Origin of the sequence: Clostridium neonatale, assembly GCF_001458595.1 — a bacterium.
Classification (GTDB): domain Bacteria; phylum Bacillota; class Clostridia; order Clostridiales; family Clostridiaceae; genus Clostridium; species Clostridium neonatale.
In genome coordinates, this window is record NZ_LN890328.1 from 3,092,250 (window position 1) to 3,109,952 (window position 17,703).

Consider the following 17,703-nt stretch of genomic DNA (forward strand, 5'->3'; position numbering starts at 1 on the left):
TTTTCCCCTCCTTTTAGACATAAGGAGTCCATTAAAGGACTCCTTTGCCTATTAGCCTACTTACTTTTACTTATTAACACTATCACCAAATTGCTTTGTAGCTTCTGCTGCATTAGCTTTTGTTACGTCTCCTTGATGTATAGATTTTCCTAATGATTCAGCAGGTGTCCAGTAATCATCCATCTTCTTAACCATTGGTTGTGTTTTTGATGCTTCATTAATTTCTGTAATTTGTGCTGAAACTACTGGATCTGATTTAACATTTTCAAGATCAGCAACTGATTTCCATGTTGGAGCATAACCTCTAACTTCAAAGTGAGCTTTTTGGGATTCTTCTCCACCTAAGTAAGCTGCTAAAGCTACTGCTTGCTCCATGTTTTTGCATTTTGGATTAACACCAACTGCTTTACTACCAGCAAAAGAAAGCAATTGACTTTCTTTTCCGTTCAAGGTTATAGTAGGTAATTTTGTCACTCCAAAATTATCGCCTAAAGCTTCTTTTACTGCTGCTGCATCCCATGAGCCTGATACAAATGCACCTAAAGTACCTTCTTTTATCTTTGTAACAGATGCTGCACCATCTGGATCAGAGAAGAATTTAGGATTGCTCTTTAAGTCAACTAAATATTCTGTAGCTTCTGGATGATCTCCAAAAGTTGTACCTGCGTCTGCATCAGTACCATCTGGTCCAAATAATTCACCACCAGCTGCATAGAAGAATGGTGCTAAATACCAGCTGTTACCCAATTGATATGCGAAATTGTAAACACCATTTCCTAAATCTTTAGCCATCATAGTATCTAAATTCTTTACTTCATCCTCTGTGTATTTGCTCTTATCATAGAACATGAAATAAGTATTAGATGTATATGGAACACCATATACTCCTTCATTATAAGTAACTGAGCCTACCATAGACTCACTATTATTAGCTTTTATATCATCAACAGTTTTGCCACCTAATTTTGCAATAGATCCGGCTTCAACTAACTTAGGTATTTGATCATTTGCATACATAAATACATCTGCCCCAGCATCTAAATCCTTCATTAAACTTGTTGCTGCATCAGCTTCTGACATAACTCCATATTCAAACTCAAGATTCCACTCTGGATGTTGTTCTTTAAATTTTTCACATAAATAAGGAATAACACCATTCGGATATCCTTCTGCTGCTTTCTGATCTTCTTGTGGTGCCCATACTTTTAATGTAATCGGATCACCAGATACTGAATTTGACGATGCTTGTCCATCTCCTTCAGCATTAGAACTACCACAACCTATCATAGTTGCAGATAACATTGATGCTGTTAAAACAAGTGATAGCATTTTTTTAATCTTCATAATTTTCCCTCCATATATCTTTATAAAATCATCTTCTTGAAACCGTATTCTCTTTACTCTTTAATTTTAAATTTTTCACTTTAAAGGGTAAATATAAATAATTTAAGAAACATGCCACTTTTCTTTGTTCTTTTATAAATCTACATAAAAAATAGAGATGAATCTAAAATTACTTAGATTCATCTCTATCAGCATACTAAGCTCTATATTTTATATATTAATTTCATTTATTTACGTATTGGAATTGTCACTTTAACTTTTGTTCCAATGCCTATTTCACTTTCTATCTTAAGCTGATACTGTTCACCATAATATAGTTTAATTCTTTCATTAACATTTTTAACTCCATATCCATTGGATTTATTAGTTAAAATGCTTTCGGCCTGTTCATTAGACATTCCAACTCCATTATCTGAAACTATTAGTACTATTTCATCATTTTGTTTTTCTCCTATTATTTTTATACATCCACGTCCATTTGTCTTTAAATCTATTCCATGATTAATAGCATTTTCAATTAAAGGCTGAAGAATAAGATTAAGTATATTGTAATCTAAAATATCTTCTTCTACCTGTACATCAACATCGAATTCATAATCATGCATCATTAACTGTATATCTAAATATGATCTCATATTTTTTATTTCATCTCTGACTCTCAATATATTTTTTCCTTTATTTAATGCTGTACGATAAAATGTTGATAAACTCAAAGTGATTTTGCTTATATCTTCTTGATCAGTTTCTAAAGCCATCCAGTTTATAAGAGATAAACTGTTATATAAAAAATGTGGGTTAATTTGTGCCTGCAATGCTTTCATCTCATAATCTTTTTGAATTAACCTACTCTCATAAACATCTTCAATTAGTGCTTTTATCTGTATAATCATTTTTTCAAACCCCCGTATTAAAGCACCAACCTCATCTTCATTATTGCTTTTAACTGTTATCTCCATATTTCCTTTTTCTACTTCTTCCATATTTGCTCTTAGCTTTTCAAGTCCGCTCACCATTACTTTAGATAAAACTGATGTTATTATTATTGAAAATACTATAAGTAACATAATTGCTATTACATTACCTGTGATCATAAAATTAGTTGATTCATAAATTAATTTTTGTGGTTTATATAAGCTTACTGTCCAATTATTATTCACAGAATGAGCTGTTACTATTGTATATATATTTTCTTTTCCTATACCTTTATTGAACTCATCAAATGTCATTTTCCTGCTCTTATTAAGATCTTCAAATTGATCAAAATTAAATATATTATCTCCCAGCTCGTCCATTATAAATATTCCATAATTAGAATCATTCATTTGCTTAAATGATTCAAATAGTTTCTCATAATCTACTTGTACATAAAGTACCCCTACTTCATAATTATTTTCTAATGTGGGTATATTTCTTACACAAAATACTTTCTTTTCATCTTGAGATACAAACCAATGAATATCATTATTTCCTTTAATAACCTTGTACCAATCTTCATTCTCTATTTCTGTAATTGGTGCAAGAGTTGTATTATGTTTTACAACATTATTTTTTGTGTATATTGTGATTTGATTTATATCACTATGGAAGTATTTTAGTGAAGCAAGCATCGGGTCAAGCACATTAGAAAATTGATTATACATATCATAGTAGCTATCATATTCATGACTAACAACATGAGATATCTGCTGGTTAAATGCTATATAATCTGATAAATTATTATAAATTCTCAATTGGTTATCCATATTCGAAACCGCTTGAGTTAAATAGTTCTCTATACTACTCTTTTCTTGCTTCATCAATATAGTTCGTGTCTGATTGTACCAAACCAATCCCATTATAGTCATTGGAATAACACCAAGTAATATATAAGTTGTTATTAATTTATATCTAAATTTCATATTACGAAAGAATTTAATCATTCTCTTCATGAATTTCACCTTTATCCCTATATTTTTGAGGAGTTACTCCAAAATACTCTCTGAAGATTTGGCAAAAATAAGATACATTTGGATAACCAACAGCATTACTAATATTAACAATTTTTTCATAAGTATTATCTAACATTTCTTTTGCTTTATTCATTCTATAAGACTTAATAAATTTGCTTAAATTTTCCCCTGTCTCTTTTTTAAAGACAGAACTTAAATAATTTGGTGCTAAACATACCCTCTCTGCTAGTTGTTCAACACTTATATCCTTGTTATAATTTTCATAGATATATTGCTTAATAGATTCTATTTCCCTATGCATCATTACCGGATTATCTAAAAATAGTTTTTCTATTCGTTTTAAGTACATATTTATTATTTCCATCACACCAAAGAAATCATCACATTTATATATCTTATCTATATCTTCTTTTAACTTATTTTCATTAATTTCTGGTATACTTTTAAAAAATTCCTTTAATAAGCTGGAGAATATAAATTTAACGTATACAGGGGAAAAATTTTCATCACTACTATACTTTTCACATAGATAATTAAACTGCTTTTTTATTGAATAAATATTTTTTAATTTAATATCTTGTCTAATTTGTTTTAAAATAGCATCATCATCTAATTTAATTACCATATCGCTATTACTTATTATTTCATCTTCAAAAAAAATATTTTTATCAGTATTATAAAACTTTTTTTCTATTAAGAGTTGAATCTTTTTATAGCATTCTGAAATTTTCTCAATAGTTTCAAATCTATTACTAATAGAAATATATAACTTAATATTTAATTTGTCTATAATGCTATTATGAATTCTATTTACAAGATCATAAATTAAAGTATTTTCATTAAAACTAAATATTAATAAAATTTGTTTAGGATTTAATTTTAAATAGTCAAAAGAACTTTTTATATTTTCTTCAATTACATCTTTTATTCTTTCATATTGATTATCTGTAATTTGATCATTAAAATCTAACAGTATTAATCTATTACTTTTCTTAACAACAGATAAATCTATAAGTTCAGATGCTTTATTTTCAACAATATCTAACGGCATCCCATCTAGTAATGATTTTAAAAGCTGCTCCTTCATAAACTTTAAGTTCTTATTCTTTTTATTTCTTTCATCTACTTCTAAATTCAAATTATTTATAATTTTAAGCACTGTTGCTTCAAATTCTTTTGGATTAACTGGTTTCAATATGTAGTCTTGTACCCCCATCTTTGTTGCAAACTTTGCATATTCAAATTCTTCATATCCACTAAATATGACTATTTTTATGTCAAGATTATTATTCTTAACATTTTCTATAAGTTCAATTCCATCCATAAATGGCATCTTTATATCTGTAAATAAAATATCTATTTCATTTTCTAATAAATATTCCAACGCTTCCTTACCATTCGATGTCTCATGAATCTCTAATTCTATATTAAGTTTTTTAAGTAAAGATTTTATTCCTCTTCTTTCAATTTTTTCGTCATCTACAATTAAAATTTTATACATAATGCTCTCCGCTTTACCTTTATTCACTAAATATATTTTTGTAAACATTTTATTACATATATATTTTATCATGGTAATAAAAAAAAATCAGTAAAATATAGACTACTATCTAATCTATATTACTGATTGTACATTCATTTATAAATATCTTAAAACTACATAAGTTAGCAAACTAAATAGTTTCTTTACTTCTAATTTTAATTTTCTTTCTTAAAGGATAAAAGTGTCACTGTCACTAATATAAATATAAAACCTAATATATCCATAAATTCAAATGGTGATCCTAAAAACACAACTGTTGATATAATCGCAACAACAGGCTCCATGCTTCCAATTAGTGATCCCTTTAATGGACCTATAATGCTGACACCCTTTAAATAGCAAGAAAATGCAATTGCTGTTCCAATAACAATTACTCCTATAAGTGCATTTATCATTCCTAAATCATATACTACATCATATTTCCATGGCTTTACAATTATATTTAATGCAATACCGCTAATTAACATTCCATATCCAACAACTTGATATACTCCATATTTAATTAATATATCTGTAGCAAGTATATTATAAAGTACAGCTCCAATTGCTGCACCTATTCCATATATTAATGCATATTTAGTAATAATTATGTTGTTAATATTTCCATGTGTAGCTAACAGGAACACCCCTATTGATGCTCCTAATATAGCAATAAATTCAATTTTATTAGGTAGCCTCTTTTGTTTAATACATAATATTATTAAAATAATAATTGGTGATGTAGATTGAAGTACTGTTGCTGTACCAGCATTAGAATACTGAATTGCAGCAAAATATGTATATTGGCATACTAACATTCCTAAGAATGAAAATATAATTAACTTCAGTATATCTCTTTTTTCCTTAAATATACTTAAATTATTTTTACCATCTTTAAAAAATCCAATCAAAAGTAGTAAACTGCCTGCTGCTACCAACCTTATTGCTACAAGCCATTCTGCCGTAACAGCCTTTTCTTGAAATAAATATTGCCCAAAGCAACCGGATATTCCCCAACATGATGCCCCAATGATTGTAATTATAATTCCAAATTGCATGCTCTTAGTAAAATTGCTTATTTTCATTTTCTTTTCTCCTAAGTATTTGTATTTAATTTCTTTATAATAATATGTTGCAATAATGAAATTTCATTTAAGATGTCCACAGGCTAAGTAAATACCAGCATACAAAATGTATAAAAGTAATTGCAACATATATATAATTTTACTAACATTTTTATTAGTAATTTATTTTAATTATTCTGCTTTTTTTAATATTAATACAAATCCTTTATTGGCATATGATTAATAACAAAATATTAATTTACCTACATTTATTCAAATAAATAACTAGTCATCGAAAGAGAACCCATTGTGCAAGCTTTGTTAAACACAGTGATTTTATCTTGATTATTTGCTGCTCCTAATACATATAATAGTGGTGCATAATGATCTATAGTTGTAAATGCCATAGATGCAGGATTTCCTGCTTTTTGATAATTTATAACATTTTCGTCCTTTCGCTCCAAGACATTTTTGCAAATATAATTATCAAATTCTTCTGCCCAGGAGTAACCCTCATCTTCCATATTCCAATTGATTCTTGCTAAATTATGGACAACATTTCCACTTCCTAATATTAATACACCTTGTTCTCTAAGCTTATAAACTTCTTGTCCAATTTTATAATGTTGGTCAGCAGATGCATTTCTATCCACACTAAGCTGAAATACTGGAATATCAGCTTCTGGATAAATTCTATGAAGAACAGACCATGTTCCATGGTCAAATCCCCAAGAATTATCTGTGATAACTTCTCTTCTAATCAAAGATTTTACTTCTTCTGCAAAATGCGGTGATCCCTTCGCTCCATATACTATTTTATAAAGTTCCTCTGGAAAACCATACATATCGTAAATTGTTTCTGCTGTCTCAGATGTCATAACCCTAGTACCATCTGTAAACCAATGTGCAGATACAGATAGTATTGCTTCTGGCTTAGGAATTTTATTTCTAAGCTCTTTCCACTCCTTAACAAATTGATTTTCTTCTATTGCATTCATTGGAGAACCATGTCCAATAAATACTGCTGGCATTCTATTCATACTATTACCGGTATAATGAATCATAAAAAATTCATTATACATTTTCCTTTCTTTTTTATTTTATATAATACATTAAACACGATGGTATAGTCTGCCACATAACCATGATAAAAATAATGGCTGAATTTAAGTCTTTTATAACATAATTTCTAATCATTTTTTACTTTAGAGCCAAAATATCTTTGGCTCTATCCATTGTTTTTCTTATCCAAGCAGCAACGTGTTAGCAAAACTACACTCTCAACATGCTTTGTCATAGGAAACATATCTACTGGTTGAACTTTTACAGTCCTATATCCCTTTTCTTCTAAACATTTAAGATCTCTAGCTAAAGTACTCGGATCACAAGATACATATACAACTCTATCCGGCTTAGCTTCTCCTATAGAATCTAGCAGCTTAATATCACACCCTTTTCTTGGTGGATCAACCACAATAACATTTGGTCTTATTCCCTTACCTATTAAATTAGGTATAACTTCTTCTGATTTACCAACAAAGAACTCTGCATTAGCTACATTATTAAGGGTTGCATTAACTTTTGCATTTTCTATTGCTTGTTCTATAACTTCAACTCCATATACTTTCTTAGCTTTTTGCGATAAAAATAAAGTTATAGTTCCTGTACCACAATAAGCATCAAATACAACTTCACTTCCGCTTAAATCAGCATATTCTAAAGCCTTATTATATAATACTTCTGTCTGATAAGGATTCACTTGGAAAAATGATAATGCAGATATATTAAATTTGAAATCACCAATATAATCTGTTATATAATTTTGACCAGCTAAAGTAATACATTCTTCTCCCATTACCCAATTTGTATCCTTATCATTTATATTTTGAATTATGCTCCTAATACCTGTAACGTTACTATTTAATTCTTTTATAAGCTCCTCTATATATGGTATTTCTTTATGTAACGTTACTAAAATCACCATTATTTCATCTGTCTTAAATGCTTTTCTAATCACTATATTTCTAAGAATCCCATCACCAAAAAAAGCACCGTTCTTTTTAGCCGGCATAATAGAATGTTTTTTCATCCATTTTTTTATTATTCTTATTATAATTTCTGATTCTTCATCTTGTATTAAACAGCTGTCTATATCAATTATTTTATGACTTTTTTCACTATAGAATCCGATCTTGACTTCATTATCGACTAAGTCTACCTGAAACTGTCCTTTATTTCTATATCTATATCCATCTTTCATTCCTAAAGTAGGTAGAACAATATCATCATTTAATCCACCTATTTTTCTTATACATTCTTTAACCCTGTTCGTCTTAAATTCTAACTGACAATCATATTTAAGATGTTCTAATGTACATCCACCACATTTTTTAAAATAAATACAATCGGGTATTTTTCTGCCATCTGATTTATCTATTATTTCTAATATTTCTCCAAATGCAAATTTTTTTTTAGATTTTATTATTTTTATTTTTATTCTTTCACCGGTTAATGCCCCTTGAATAAAAACCGGATAACCATTTATTCTTGCAACACCTTCACCTTCATAACCTAAGGTTTCAATAGTAACTATATATTCTTTATTTATTTCTAGCAAATTCACACGTCCTATCTATATTAAATAATAATTTTATTATACCTTATAGTTAAGTAATCATACAGTCTCAAAGATACCAAACTATTTTCAAAATAAATTACTAACATTGCTTTTTCATAATATAATTATATTGAAGATAAAAAAAGAGCACCTTTCGGTGCTAATACAGAATCAGTTGCCATTTAATTCCATACATATTTATAAGTATATCTCACTTGATGCGATAATATACATTATATATTAAGTATACCATAAATAATTGTAAACTTTTTGTAAACTTTTATTTTTTTTAATATTTCATTCAATTTTTTATGACAAAATATGAAAAATTTGATTATTTACTCTTAAAATATTCTATTACTTAGATAAAAATAAAGACCTCTGTAAACACAAAGGTCTTTATCTTATGTTAACTTTTAAAATTATTTAACAACGCCAACTTTTAATAAGTTAGTAGCTCCAACTTCATTTACAGGAACTCCTGCTGCTAATACAACTGTATCTCCTGCTGCAACGAATTCGTTATTCTTAGCGATTTCAACTGATTTTTCTAACATTTCATCAGTAGATACCATCTTATCAGCAACTACTGGGTATACTCCCCAAGAGAATGCTAATTGTCTTGCAACTATTACATCTGGAGTAACAGCTATGATTGGACATTCTGGTCTGCATTGAGAAATTCTCTTAGCAGTAGCTCCAGTTTGAGTTGAAGAAATTATAGCTGCTGCATCTAATTCGTTAGCTGCATTAGCTGCTGCTCTTGATATAACTCCTGATATAGCTGGAGTGTGTGATTTAGCTTGAGAAACTGCTACCTTGTATTCTAAAGTCTTTTCAGTTTCTTCAGCAATCTTAGCCATTGTAGAAACAGCTTCTACTGGATAATCTCCGTTAGCACTTTCACCTGATAACATTATACAATCAGTACCATCTAAGATAGCGTTAGCAACGTCTGAAACTTCAGCTCTTGTTGGTCTTGGGTTTCTGATCATTGAGTCTAACATTTGAGTTGCAGTTACAACTGGTTTACCAGCTTCATTACATTTCTTGATGATCATTTTTTGTACAGCTGGTACGTTTTGTACTGGAATTTCAACACCTAGATCTCCTCTAGCAACCATGATTAAATCTGATTCTGCTAAAATTGAATCGATGTTATCAACACCTTCTTGGTTTTCGATCTTTGAGCAGATTAATATTCTTTCTCCGCCATTTTCATCTAAAACTTTTCTGATAGCTTTAACATCATCTGCTTTTCTAATGAAAGAAGCAGCAATCATGTTAACGCCCATTTCACAACCAAATATTAAATCTGATTTATCTTTTTCAGTTAATGCTGGTAATTTAATTGATACATTTGGAACATTAACACCTTTATAAGTTCCTACAAATCCTGTATTTTGAACTTCACATTTGATTGCATTTCCATCTATTGATTTAACAGTTAATCCTACTAAACCATCATCTATTAATATAGTGTTTCCTGGAACAACATCATTTGCTAATCCTGCATATGTAACACCACATTTAGTTGCATCACCAACTAATTCCATATCTCCTGCATATACTGTAAATTCAGTACCTTTTTGTAATTCAATTTTCTTTGGTTCGAATTTACCAGTTCTTATTTCTGGTCCTTTAGTATCAAGAATAACAGCTACTTCTCTTCCTAATTTCTTAGCTACTTCTCTAACTTTTAAGATTCTACCTTTGTGTTCTTCATGGTCACCATGTGAAAAGTTATGTCTTGAAGCATTCATACCTGCAAGCATTACTTTTTCTAATGTTTCCATATCTTCACTAGCTGGTCCAATAGTACAAATCATTTTAGTTTTTCTCATTAAACTAACACTCCTCTTTTTTGGATTAAATTTATAAAATTTATATAAATAAACTATAAGCTAATTAATTATGATAATACTTTTGCAATTTCATATAATTCAGTATCAAACTTGCTTTCCATATCTAAAGCTTCGTCGATATCTTGATCTATTATCTTATTATCTCTTATTCCTATAACTCTTGATGTCTTTCCTTCTAATAATACTTCAACAGCCTTTGCACCCATTCTTGATGCTAAAACTCTATCTGAAGCACTTGGACTTCCACCTCTTTGAATATGCCCTAAAACAGTTGCTCTAGTTTCAATTCCTGTTATATTTTCAACATATTCTGCTAGTTCAAATGCGCCTCCAATTCCTTCTGCAAGGATTACTAAGTTGTGCATTTTTCCTTTATTTTTGCCTTCTAAAATAGTTTTGCAAAGCTCATCTCTATCAAAAGCTTCTACTTCTGGAACTATTATTGCTTCTGCTCCACCACAAATACCAGCATAAAGAGATAAATCTCCACAATTTCTTCCCATTACTTCTACTATTGAAACTCTTTCATGAGAAGTTGAAGTGTCCCTTATTTTATTTATTGCATCTACAACAGTATTTAATGCTGTATCAAAACCTAATGTAAAGTCAGTGTAAGCTAAGTCATTATCTATAGTTCCTGGAATACCTATTGTCTTTATTCCAAGTTTTGATAATAATTTTGCTCCTGTAAATGATCCATCACCACCAATAACTACTAAAGCTTCAACTCCATATGCTTGTAATATTTTAGCAGCTTTTTTTCTGACTTCCTCATTTTTAAATTCAGGACATCTAGCTGTTCTTAGTATAGTTCCACCTCTTTGAATTATATCAGAAACAGAAGTTCTATCCATAGTGAATAATTCTCCATTTATTAATCCACTATATCCTCTTTGTACTCCCATAACTTCTATTCCATTATGAATAGCAGTTCTTACTACAGCTCTAATTGCAGCATTCATTCCTGGTGCATCTCCACCACTTGTTAACACAGCTATCTTTTTCATAATATATATTTCCTCCTTAAATGTATGGGACTATTAAAGCCCCGTATGTACACTTTATAACCATAATTTATCAATCAAGAATTATTGTACATAACTTTCTGCTAATTATCAATGATATTTCACCAACTTTTACTATTATTCCAAAAGAAATCATTCATTTTTACAATAATAATTTTTTTATTGTGAAACATTATTAATTAGAGTACTCAACTAATATAATATTGTATACTTTTTAGTAAACTTTAAGATAGGTATTACACATTAACAATTTAAATCTGCATAGATAAAATTACATATAATCTTCATATTAAGCCACATTAATAACTTTAATTAATATGAAAATATTTATTCTACTCTATTATAACCAAACTCACGAAAAATAATATGATTTAAAATAAATTTTATAATTTTAATTTTTGTAATATATTTCATTTAATCAATTCATAAAATTGCATTTATAAATCCCTACATTTAATAACAAAAAAATAATAATTTAAAGTATAATCAATCTATTTTACTATAATATTTATAATATAACTTATAATCTTAAGTATTTTTTTGTTAATTTTACAATTTTATTAAGTATATCACATAAAAAAAGGTGATAGCCAATATATTAACTATCACCTTTAATCATAAAATTCAATTTTATCCGTCAACTATTTTTACATTTTCTTCACCAAGTTTTTCAATTAAGATTTCTTTTATATCACTTTCTAATGAAATCCATCTATCTCTTGGTGCTCTGAATTTTTTATTTTCTTTGCTTGCATAAAAGTATATAGGAGTATCACCTTTTCGATCTTCTGTTAGTAATTCTTTTAAATAGAGATTAAATTGTTTTGCTTTTTCAGAATCCTCTAATCGTAAATATAACTTTGAGCTATTTATTTTTTCTAAAGGTTCTATATTTTCGCAAATTAATTTAGGAGCTTCATCTTCTTTTATGCTAAGTCTTCCTTTTACCACCACAAGACTATCAGTAACGCACAATGGTTTTACGCTTTCTAATGTTTTTGGAAAAACAATAACCTCAATACTCCCCGTTAAATCTTCCAGTGTGAGAAATGCCATTATAGCATTATTTCTTGTGATTTTCTGATTAACACTTGAAAGTATTCCTCCAAATATTACTCTATCATTGTCATGAAGGGAATTTCCCTTATTAAAAATTTCAATTCCTGTTATAATTTCATCTGTTTCATTAGTATCTAAAGTCTCAGATGAAGAATATACCTCTGAAATTTCATTAGTAGTCTGAACCTTTAAGCTTTTTACATAATCATCTAGAGGATGCCCCGTAATATAAAGACCTGTCATTTCCTTTTCCATTGCTAAAAGATTTCTCTTATCAAATTCTTTTATTTCTGGGTATCTTACCTCCGGATTTTTTAACTCTTCTGTGGCACCAAATAAGCTAATTTGACCATCAATGTTTCTTCTCTTATCACTTGAAATATTTTCTATAAGTTTTTCGTGCACAGCAAGCATTTTAGATCTGAAAACTTTAAATCCATCCATTGCTCCTGCCTTTATTAAGCATTCCACAGCTCTCTTATTTAATGATGATGGTTCCATCTTATTAATAAAATCAACTAAAGATTCAAATTTCCCTCTATTTTTTCTTGCTTTTACTATTCCCTCTACTACATTTGAGCCAACATTCCTTACTGCTGATAATCCAAATCTAATCTTGTCACCATTAACAGTAAACTTTGAGTAACTTTCATTTATATCGGGTGGTAATACTTGAATACCTAAGCTTTCAGCTATTCCAATATAATGTGCCACCTTCTCACTTATGCCCATTATAGAATTCATCATAGCAGCAAGCATCTCTACTGGATAGTATTTCATTAAGTATGCTGTTTGATAACCTACAACCGCATATGCAGCTGCATGAGATTTATTGAAAGCATATGAAGCAAAATCCATCATGTTATCAAATATCTTATTTGCAATTTCTTCTGAAATTCCATTTCTAATACATCCTGGAACCACAACTTCACCATTTTCTACTATTCCATGAATAAAGTTTTTACGTTCTTCCTCCATGACCTTATGCTTCTTTTTAGACATGGCTCTTCTAACCATATCACTTCGTCCCATTGAATATCCAGCAAGTTTTCTAACAATCTCCATTACTTGTTCCTGATAAACCATTACTCCATATGTAACATTAAGTATTTCTTCTAACTCTGGGGTTTCATACTTTACTTTATCGGGATTTCTTTTACACTCTATATATCTCGGTATCTCTGCCATTGGTCCCGGTCTATATAAAGAAATACCTGCAATAATATCTTCTAATGAATCTGGTTTCAATTCTTTCATAAATGAAGTCATACCCGCTGATTCCAACTGGAATACTCCTGCTGTATTTCCTTCACCAATCATCTTATATACTTCTTGATCCTCCATATCAATCTTATCAAGATCAATATCAATTCCTCTATTTTCTTTCACCATATTTATAGCATCATTCATTACAGTAAGAGTTCTTAATCCTAAGAAGTCCATTTTTAATAGCCCAAGTTCTTCTAGTGTTGTCATTCCAAATTGAGTCACTATCATTTCATCATTTTTTTGAAGTGGTACATACTCAACTAAAGGCTTTGATGCTATAACTACACCTGCTGCATGGGTAGAAGAATGTCTTGGCAATCCTTCTAGATCCATCGAAACATCTATTAGATTTTTAACTCTTTCATCACCATCATAAGCAGCTTTTAACTCTGGATTAATGTCTAGAGCCTTCTCTATAGTGATTCCAAGCATTGTAGGAATCATCTTAGCTATTTTATCTACTTCAGTATAGCTGTAATTCATAGCCCTTCCTACATCCCTTATACATAGCCTAGCAGCCATTGTACCAAATGTTATTATTTGGGATACACACTCTTTTCCATACTTATCAACAACATAATCTATTACTTCCTGTCTTCTTTCGTAACAAAAATCCGAATCTATATCCGGCATACTTACTCTTTCTGGATTTAAGAAACGCTCAAATATCAAACTATACTTAATAGGATCAATCTTAGTTATACCTAAGGTATATGCAACTATAGAACCAGCTGCCGATCCTCTCCCCGGACCCGTTGGTATTCCATTATCATAAGAAAATTTAATAAAATCCCATACGATTAGGAAGTAATCAACATATCCCATTTGATTAATTACGCCAAGTTCATATTCCAATCTATCCACATATTCTTTTGCCTCTTTGGAATTATCCACAATTTTATTAACTTCTTCATAGTTTAATTCCTTTTCTCTAAGACTGTCAAATACGTCATATCTTTCTATAAGCCCTTTATAACATGTATCTTTAAGGTATTCATATGGATCCTGCCCCTCTTCTAAAGGAAACCTTGGAAGTTTTGATTCATGGAACTTATATTCAAAATTACATTCTTCAGCAATTTTAACTGTATTCTCTAATGCCTCTGGTATATACGAAAACATATCCCACATTTCTTCTGCTGATTTTAAGTAAAATTGATCTGATGGATATCTTCTTCTATTTGGATCATCTATAGTTTTAGCTGTTTGAATACACATAAGAACATCATGAGACTTTGAATCTTCTCTTTTTATGTAATGGACATCATTAGTAGCAACAAGCGGTATACCTGTTTCTTCTGACAATTTTATATTTAGTTCATTTACCTTCTGTTGCTCTTCCATACCATGATTTTGTAGTTCTATATAAAATCCATCTTTAAAAATGTCCTTGTATAGTAATGCAACATCTTTTGCTTTCTCATAATTTTCTTTAAGTAAATAAGACTGAACTTCTCCTCCAAGACATGCACTTAATGCAATTAACCCCTCACTATGTTCTCTTAAGTAATCATGATCTATCCTAGGCTTATAATAAAATCCTTCTATAGATGCAACTGATACTATTTTCATTAAGTTCTCATATCCTGTTTCATTTTTAACTAGCAAAACTAAGTGATGAGTTGCATTTTCCTTATCTGGTTGCTTTATATGTCTAGATTTTGCTACAACATATACTTCACAACCTAATATAGCTTTAATTCCATTTTCCTCAGCAGCCTTAAAAAAATCAACGAGACCATACATTACACCATGATCAGTTATAGCTATACTCTTCATCCCCAAATCTTTTGCCTGGCTCATTAGTTTTTTTATTTTCCCTGATCCATCCAATAAACTATATTCAGTGTGAAGATGAAGATGTACAAAATCCTTTTTATTCTCCATACTAATCCTCCCTTCTTTTAATATATTATTTATAATTGACAGTTGTTTATTAAATTTCTTCAAATATATTTTAATTATTATTAACTGTTAATTGTAATTTAGTTTTCTTAATAATTATAACAATCTAAAAGAATATTGTCATTTATGATATTTCAGATTTATACATTGAAATTATATCCAAATTTATCAATAAAAAAATCGCCAAGGCGACTATGATATAATCCCATATAAAATATAAATCCAATAGAATACAGTAACTTAAATTCAAGAAAATCCTTTAGCCGTCGATTTTTTTTCAGCGTATTCTGGATTTTCTGAGCTTGCCAAAGAAAAGACCAGGCGCATATATTTTATTTTTTATTCTTTAGGTTAAATGACATTAGTTTATTGAAATACTTTTCAAAACAGTTTATACACAGATCGCCCTGAATATAATTTCTTAAAGAATAAAAAAGCAAAAGAACTTGGAGTACCCATCTCCAAGTTCTTTTCTCATAATTCTCTTGCCCATATATGTTTTGATTGACTACCATATATCAATCATCTTATGAGATTATTATATCATCTAACCACTCGTTTTGTAAACATTTTCTTGCGAATTTCCATAATATATTTTTATAAAATCTCATTAACATTTCAAAGTTATGACATATAAAAAATAAAAATCTACATATTAAATTTTTAATAATATAAATTTCTCAAACCAAAAAAGCAGCATATGATTTTTTATGTATTATCATATACTGCATATAACACTATTAAGTTTATATTAAAAATCCAATGTTTTGCTACATTCAATATAAGGTCCAATAACCTTTTTAACTTTTTCTACATGGAATTCATCTACATCATAAGCTAAATAATCTTCTTTAGAATCAAATCTTGTTATAATTCCTATATCAAAGCTTCTATCACTTCTTACAACATCTACTCCAACTTCAAGTTCTTTTAATTCTTTTATATTTCCATTCATAGATAAGAATGTGTTTTTTAGAAACTCAAGATTTTCTTTTGTGGGTTCTTTTGCTTTAAATAATACAATATGTGTAAACATAATATTCCTCCTCTTGATTTAAACATAGTTCATAAAATTATCTACTATTTCTTTATTAACTTTAAACTGTCACCATTTCACTGTCAATCAAATTAATTTCCAGTCCTAAGTTCCTCAGCTATTTTTTCAATTTTTCTAAGTCTATGATTAATTCCAGATTTCCCAACAGGAGGATCCAACATCTCTCCTAGTTCTTTTAGTGATTCGTCTGGATAATTAAGCCTAAGTTCAGCAATCTCTCTAAGATTTTGTGGCAATCTTTTTAATCCGATCTTTTCTTGAATTAATTTTATACTTTCTACCTGCCTCACAGCTGCATTAACTGTTTTTGAAAGGTTTGCTGTTTCACAATTAACCAATCTATTAACATTGTTTCTCATTTCTTTCATTATTCTTATATTCTCTACTTCTAATAATGATGTATGAGCACCTATTATGTTTAACAAATCAACTATCTGCTCTCCTTCTTTTATATAAATAATAAAACTATTCTTTCTTTGTATAACTTTAGAGTTTAAAGAAAATGTATTAATTAGATCACGTAAATCATTAGCATATTCTTCGCTATGAGTCACAAATTCCAAATGATATGTCTTTTCCGGATTGCTTATGCTTCCTCCGCCAATAAAAGCACCTCTAATGTATGCTTTCTTTTCTTCTTCATTACTACAGATTTCATTGCCTATTCTATAGTTTAAACTCATTATTCCATCGATATCTTTAAGTATCCCTGTCTTATCTAATAAATCTCTAACTCCCATTTCTTCTGTAATTACAACCATATAGATATTGTTCTTTTTTAATGAGTTGCTTTTTTTGACCATCAACTTAGAATGAATATTAAAATGTTCCTTTAAAAGTGTAAACACTAATCTTGCACTAGCTGGATTTTCTGTAGTCATTTTAAAACTTAATCCACTTCCACTAAAAGCCAATGTTCCACTTACTTTCATTATAGCAGATAATTCCGCTAAGGCCTCTTCACTAGACATTTCAACATATCTACATATTTCTCTTTTAACTTTAGCTGAAAATGACATTACCTTCA

The 17,703-nt window shown here is 29.2% G+C and carries 11 protein-coding genes; all 11 read right to left on the reverse strand.

The annotated features are described in order from the left end of the window. Window positions 1-66 precede the first annotated feature (66 nt). Window positions 67-1,344 carry an extracellular solute-binding protein gene (locus tag BN2920_RS20490; protein ID WP_058296813.1) on the reverse strand — a complete coding sequence of 426 codons (1,278 nt, stop codon included), beginning with the start codon at window positions 1,342-1,344 and terminating at the stop codon, window positions 67-69. 227 nt (window positions 1,345-1,571) lie between these two features. Then, window positions 1,572-3,272, reverse strand: coding sequence for a sensor histidine kinase (locus tag BN2920_RS20495; RefSeq protein WP_058296814.1), 1,701 nt, complete (start codon window positions 3,270-3,272; stop codon window positions 1,572-1,574). Beyond that, window positions 3,256-4,794 (reverse strand): response regulator transcription factor, encoded by a 1,539-nt coding sequence (locus tag BN2920_RS20500; RefSeq protein WP_058296815.1) that lies wholly within the window; start codon window positions 4,792-4,794, stop codon window positions 3,256-3,258. Before BN2920_RS20500 ends, BN2920_RS20495 begins: the two co-directional genes overlap by 17 nt. 197 nt (window positions 4,795-4,991) lie before the next feature. Continuing rightward, window positions 4,992-5,900 (reverse strand): DMT family transporter, encoded by a 909-nt coding sequence (locus tag BN2920_RS20505; protein ID WP_230140719.1) that lies wholly within the window; start codon window positions 5,898-5,900, stop codon window positions 4,992-4,994. Window positions 5,901-6,148: 248 nt separating this feature from the next. Next, window positions 6,149-6,961: a 4,5-DOPA-extradiol-dioxygenase gene (ygiD, locus tag BN2920_RS20510; protein WP_083498886.1), complete on the reverse strand. Its 813-nt coding sequence runs from the start codon at window positions 6,959-6,961 to the stop codon at window positions 6,149-6,151. A 146-nt stretch (window positions 6,962-7,107) separates the two neighbouring features. Further along, complete coding sequence (rlmD, locus tag BN2920_RS20515) at window positions 7,108-8,496, reverse strand: 23S rRNA (uracil(1939)-C(5))-methyltransferase RlmD (protein ID WP_058296816.1); 1,389 nt, start codon at window positions 8,494-8,496, stop codon at window positions 7,108-7,110. Between the two features lie 422 nt (window positions 8,497-8,918). Continuing rightward, window positions 8,919-10,340 carry a pyruvate kinase gene (gene pyk / locus BN2920_RS20520; RefSeq protein WP_058296817.1) on the reverse strand — a complete coding sequence of 474 codons (1,422 nt, stop codon included), beginning with the start codon at window positions 10,338-10,340 and terminating at the stop codon, window positions 8,919-8,921. A 68-nt stretch (window positions 10,341-10,408) separates the two neighbouring features. Beyond that, window positions 10,409-11,368, reverse strand: coding sequence for a 6-phosphofructokinase (gene pfkA, locus BN2920_RS20525; RefSeq protein ID WP_058296818.1), 960 nt, complete (start codon window positions 11,366-11,368; stop codon window positions 10,409-10,411). Window positions 11,369-12,016: 648 nt separating this feature from the next. Then, window positions 12,017-15,601 (reverse strand): DNA polymerase III subunit alpha, encoded by a 3,585-nt coding sequence (locus BN2920_RS20530; protein WP_058296819.1) that lies wholly within the window; start codon window positions 15,599-15,601, stop codon window positions 12,017-12,019. 769 nt (window positions 15,602-16,370) lie between these two features. Continuing rightward, window positions 16,371-16,655: a Dabb family protein gene (locus BN2920_RS20535; RefSeq protein WP_058296820.1), complete on the reverse strand. Its 285-nt coding sequence runs from the start codon at window positions 16,653-16,655 to the stop codon at window positions 16,371-16,373. 92 nt (window positions 16,656-16,747) lie between these two features. Further along, complete coding sequence (whiA, locus tag BN2920_RS20540; RefSeq protein ID WP_058296821.1) at window positions 16,748-17,695, reverse strand: DNA-binding protein WhiA; 948 nt, start codon at window positions 17,693-17,695, stop codon at window positions 16,748-16,750. Window positions 17,696-17,703 lie beyond the last annotated feature (8 nt).

Coding starts and splice junctions, on each gene's coding strand:
- BN2920_RS20490 (WP_058296813.1), bottom strand. CDS start 1,344: ATGAAGATTAAAAAAATGCTATCACTTGTTTTAACAGCATCAATGTTA.
- BN2920_RS20495 (WP_058296814.1), bottom strand. CDS start 3,272: ATGAAGAGAATGATTAAATTCTTTCGTAATATGAAATTTAGATATAAA.
- BN2920_RS20500 (WP_058296815.1), bottom strand. CDS start 4,794: ATGTATAAAATTTTAATTGTAGATGACGAAAAAATTGAAAGAAGAGGA.
- BN2920_RS20505 (WP_230140719.1), bottom strand. CDS start 5,900: ATGAAAATAAGCAATTTTACTAAGAGCATGCAATTTGGAATTATAATT.
- ygiD (WP_083498886.1), bottom strand. CDS start 6,961: ATGTATAATGAATTTTTTATGATTCATTATACCGGTAATAGTATGAAT.
- pyk (WP_058296817.1), bottom strand. CDS start 10,340: ATGAGAAAAACTAAAATGATTTGTACTATTGGACCAGCTAGTGAAGAT.
- pfkA (WP_058296818.1), bottom strand. CDS start 11,368: ATGAAAAAGATAGCTGTGTTAACAAGTGGTGGAGATGCACCAGGAATG.
- BN2920_RS20530 (WP_058296819.1), bottom strand. CDS start 15,601: ATGGAGAATAAAAAGGATTTTGTACATCTTCATCTTCACACTGAATAT.
- BN2920_RS20535 (WP_058296820.1), bottom strand. CDS start 16,655: ATGTTTACACATATTGTATTATTTAAAGCAAAAGAACCCACAAAAGAA.
- whiA (WP_058296821.1), bottom strand. CDS start 17,695: ATGTCATTTTCAGCTAAAGTTAAAAGAGAAATATGTAGATATGTTGAA.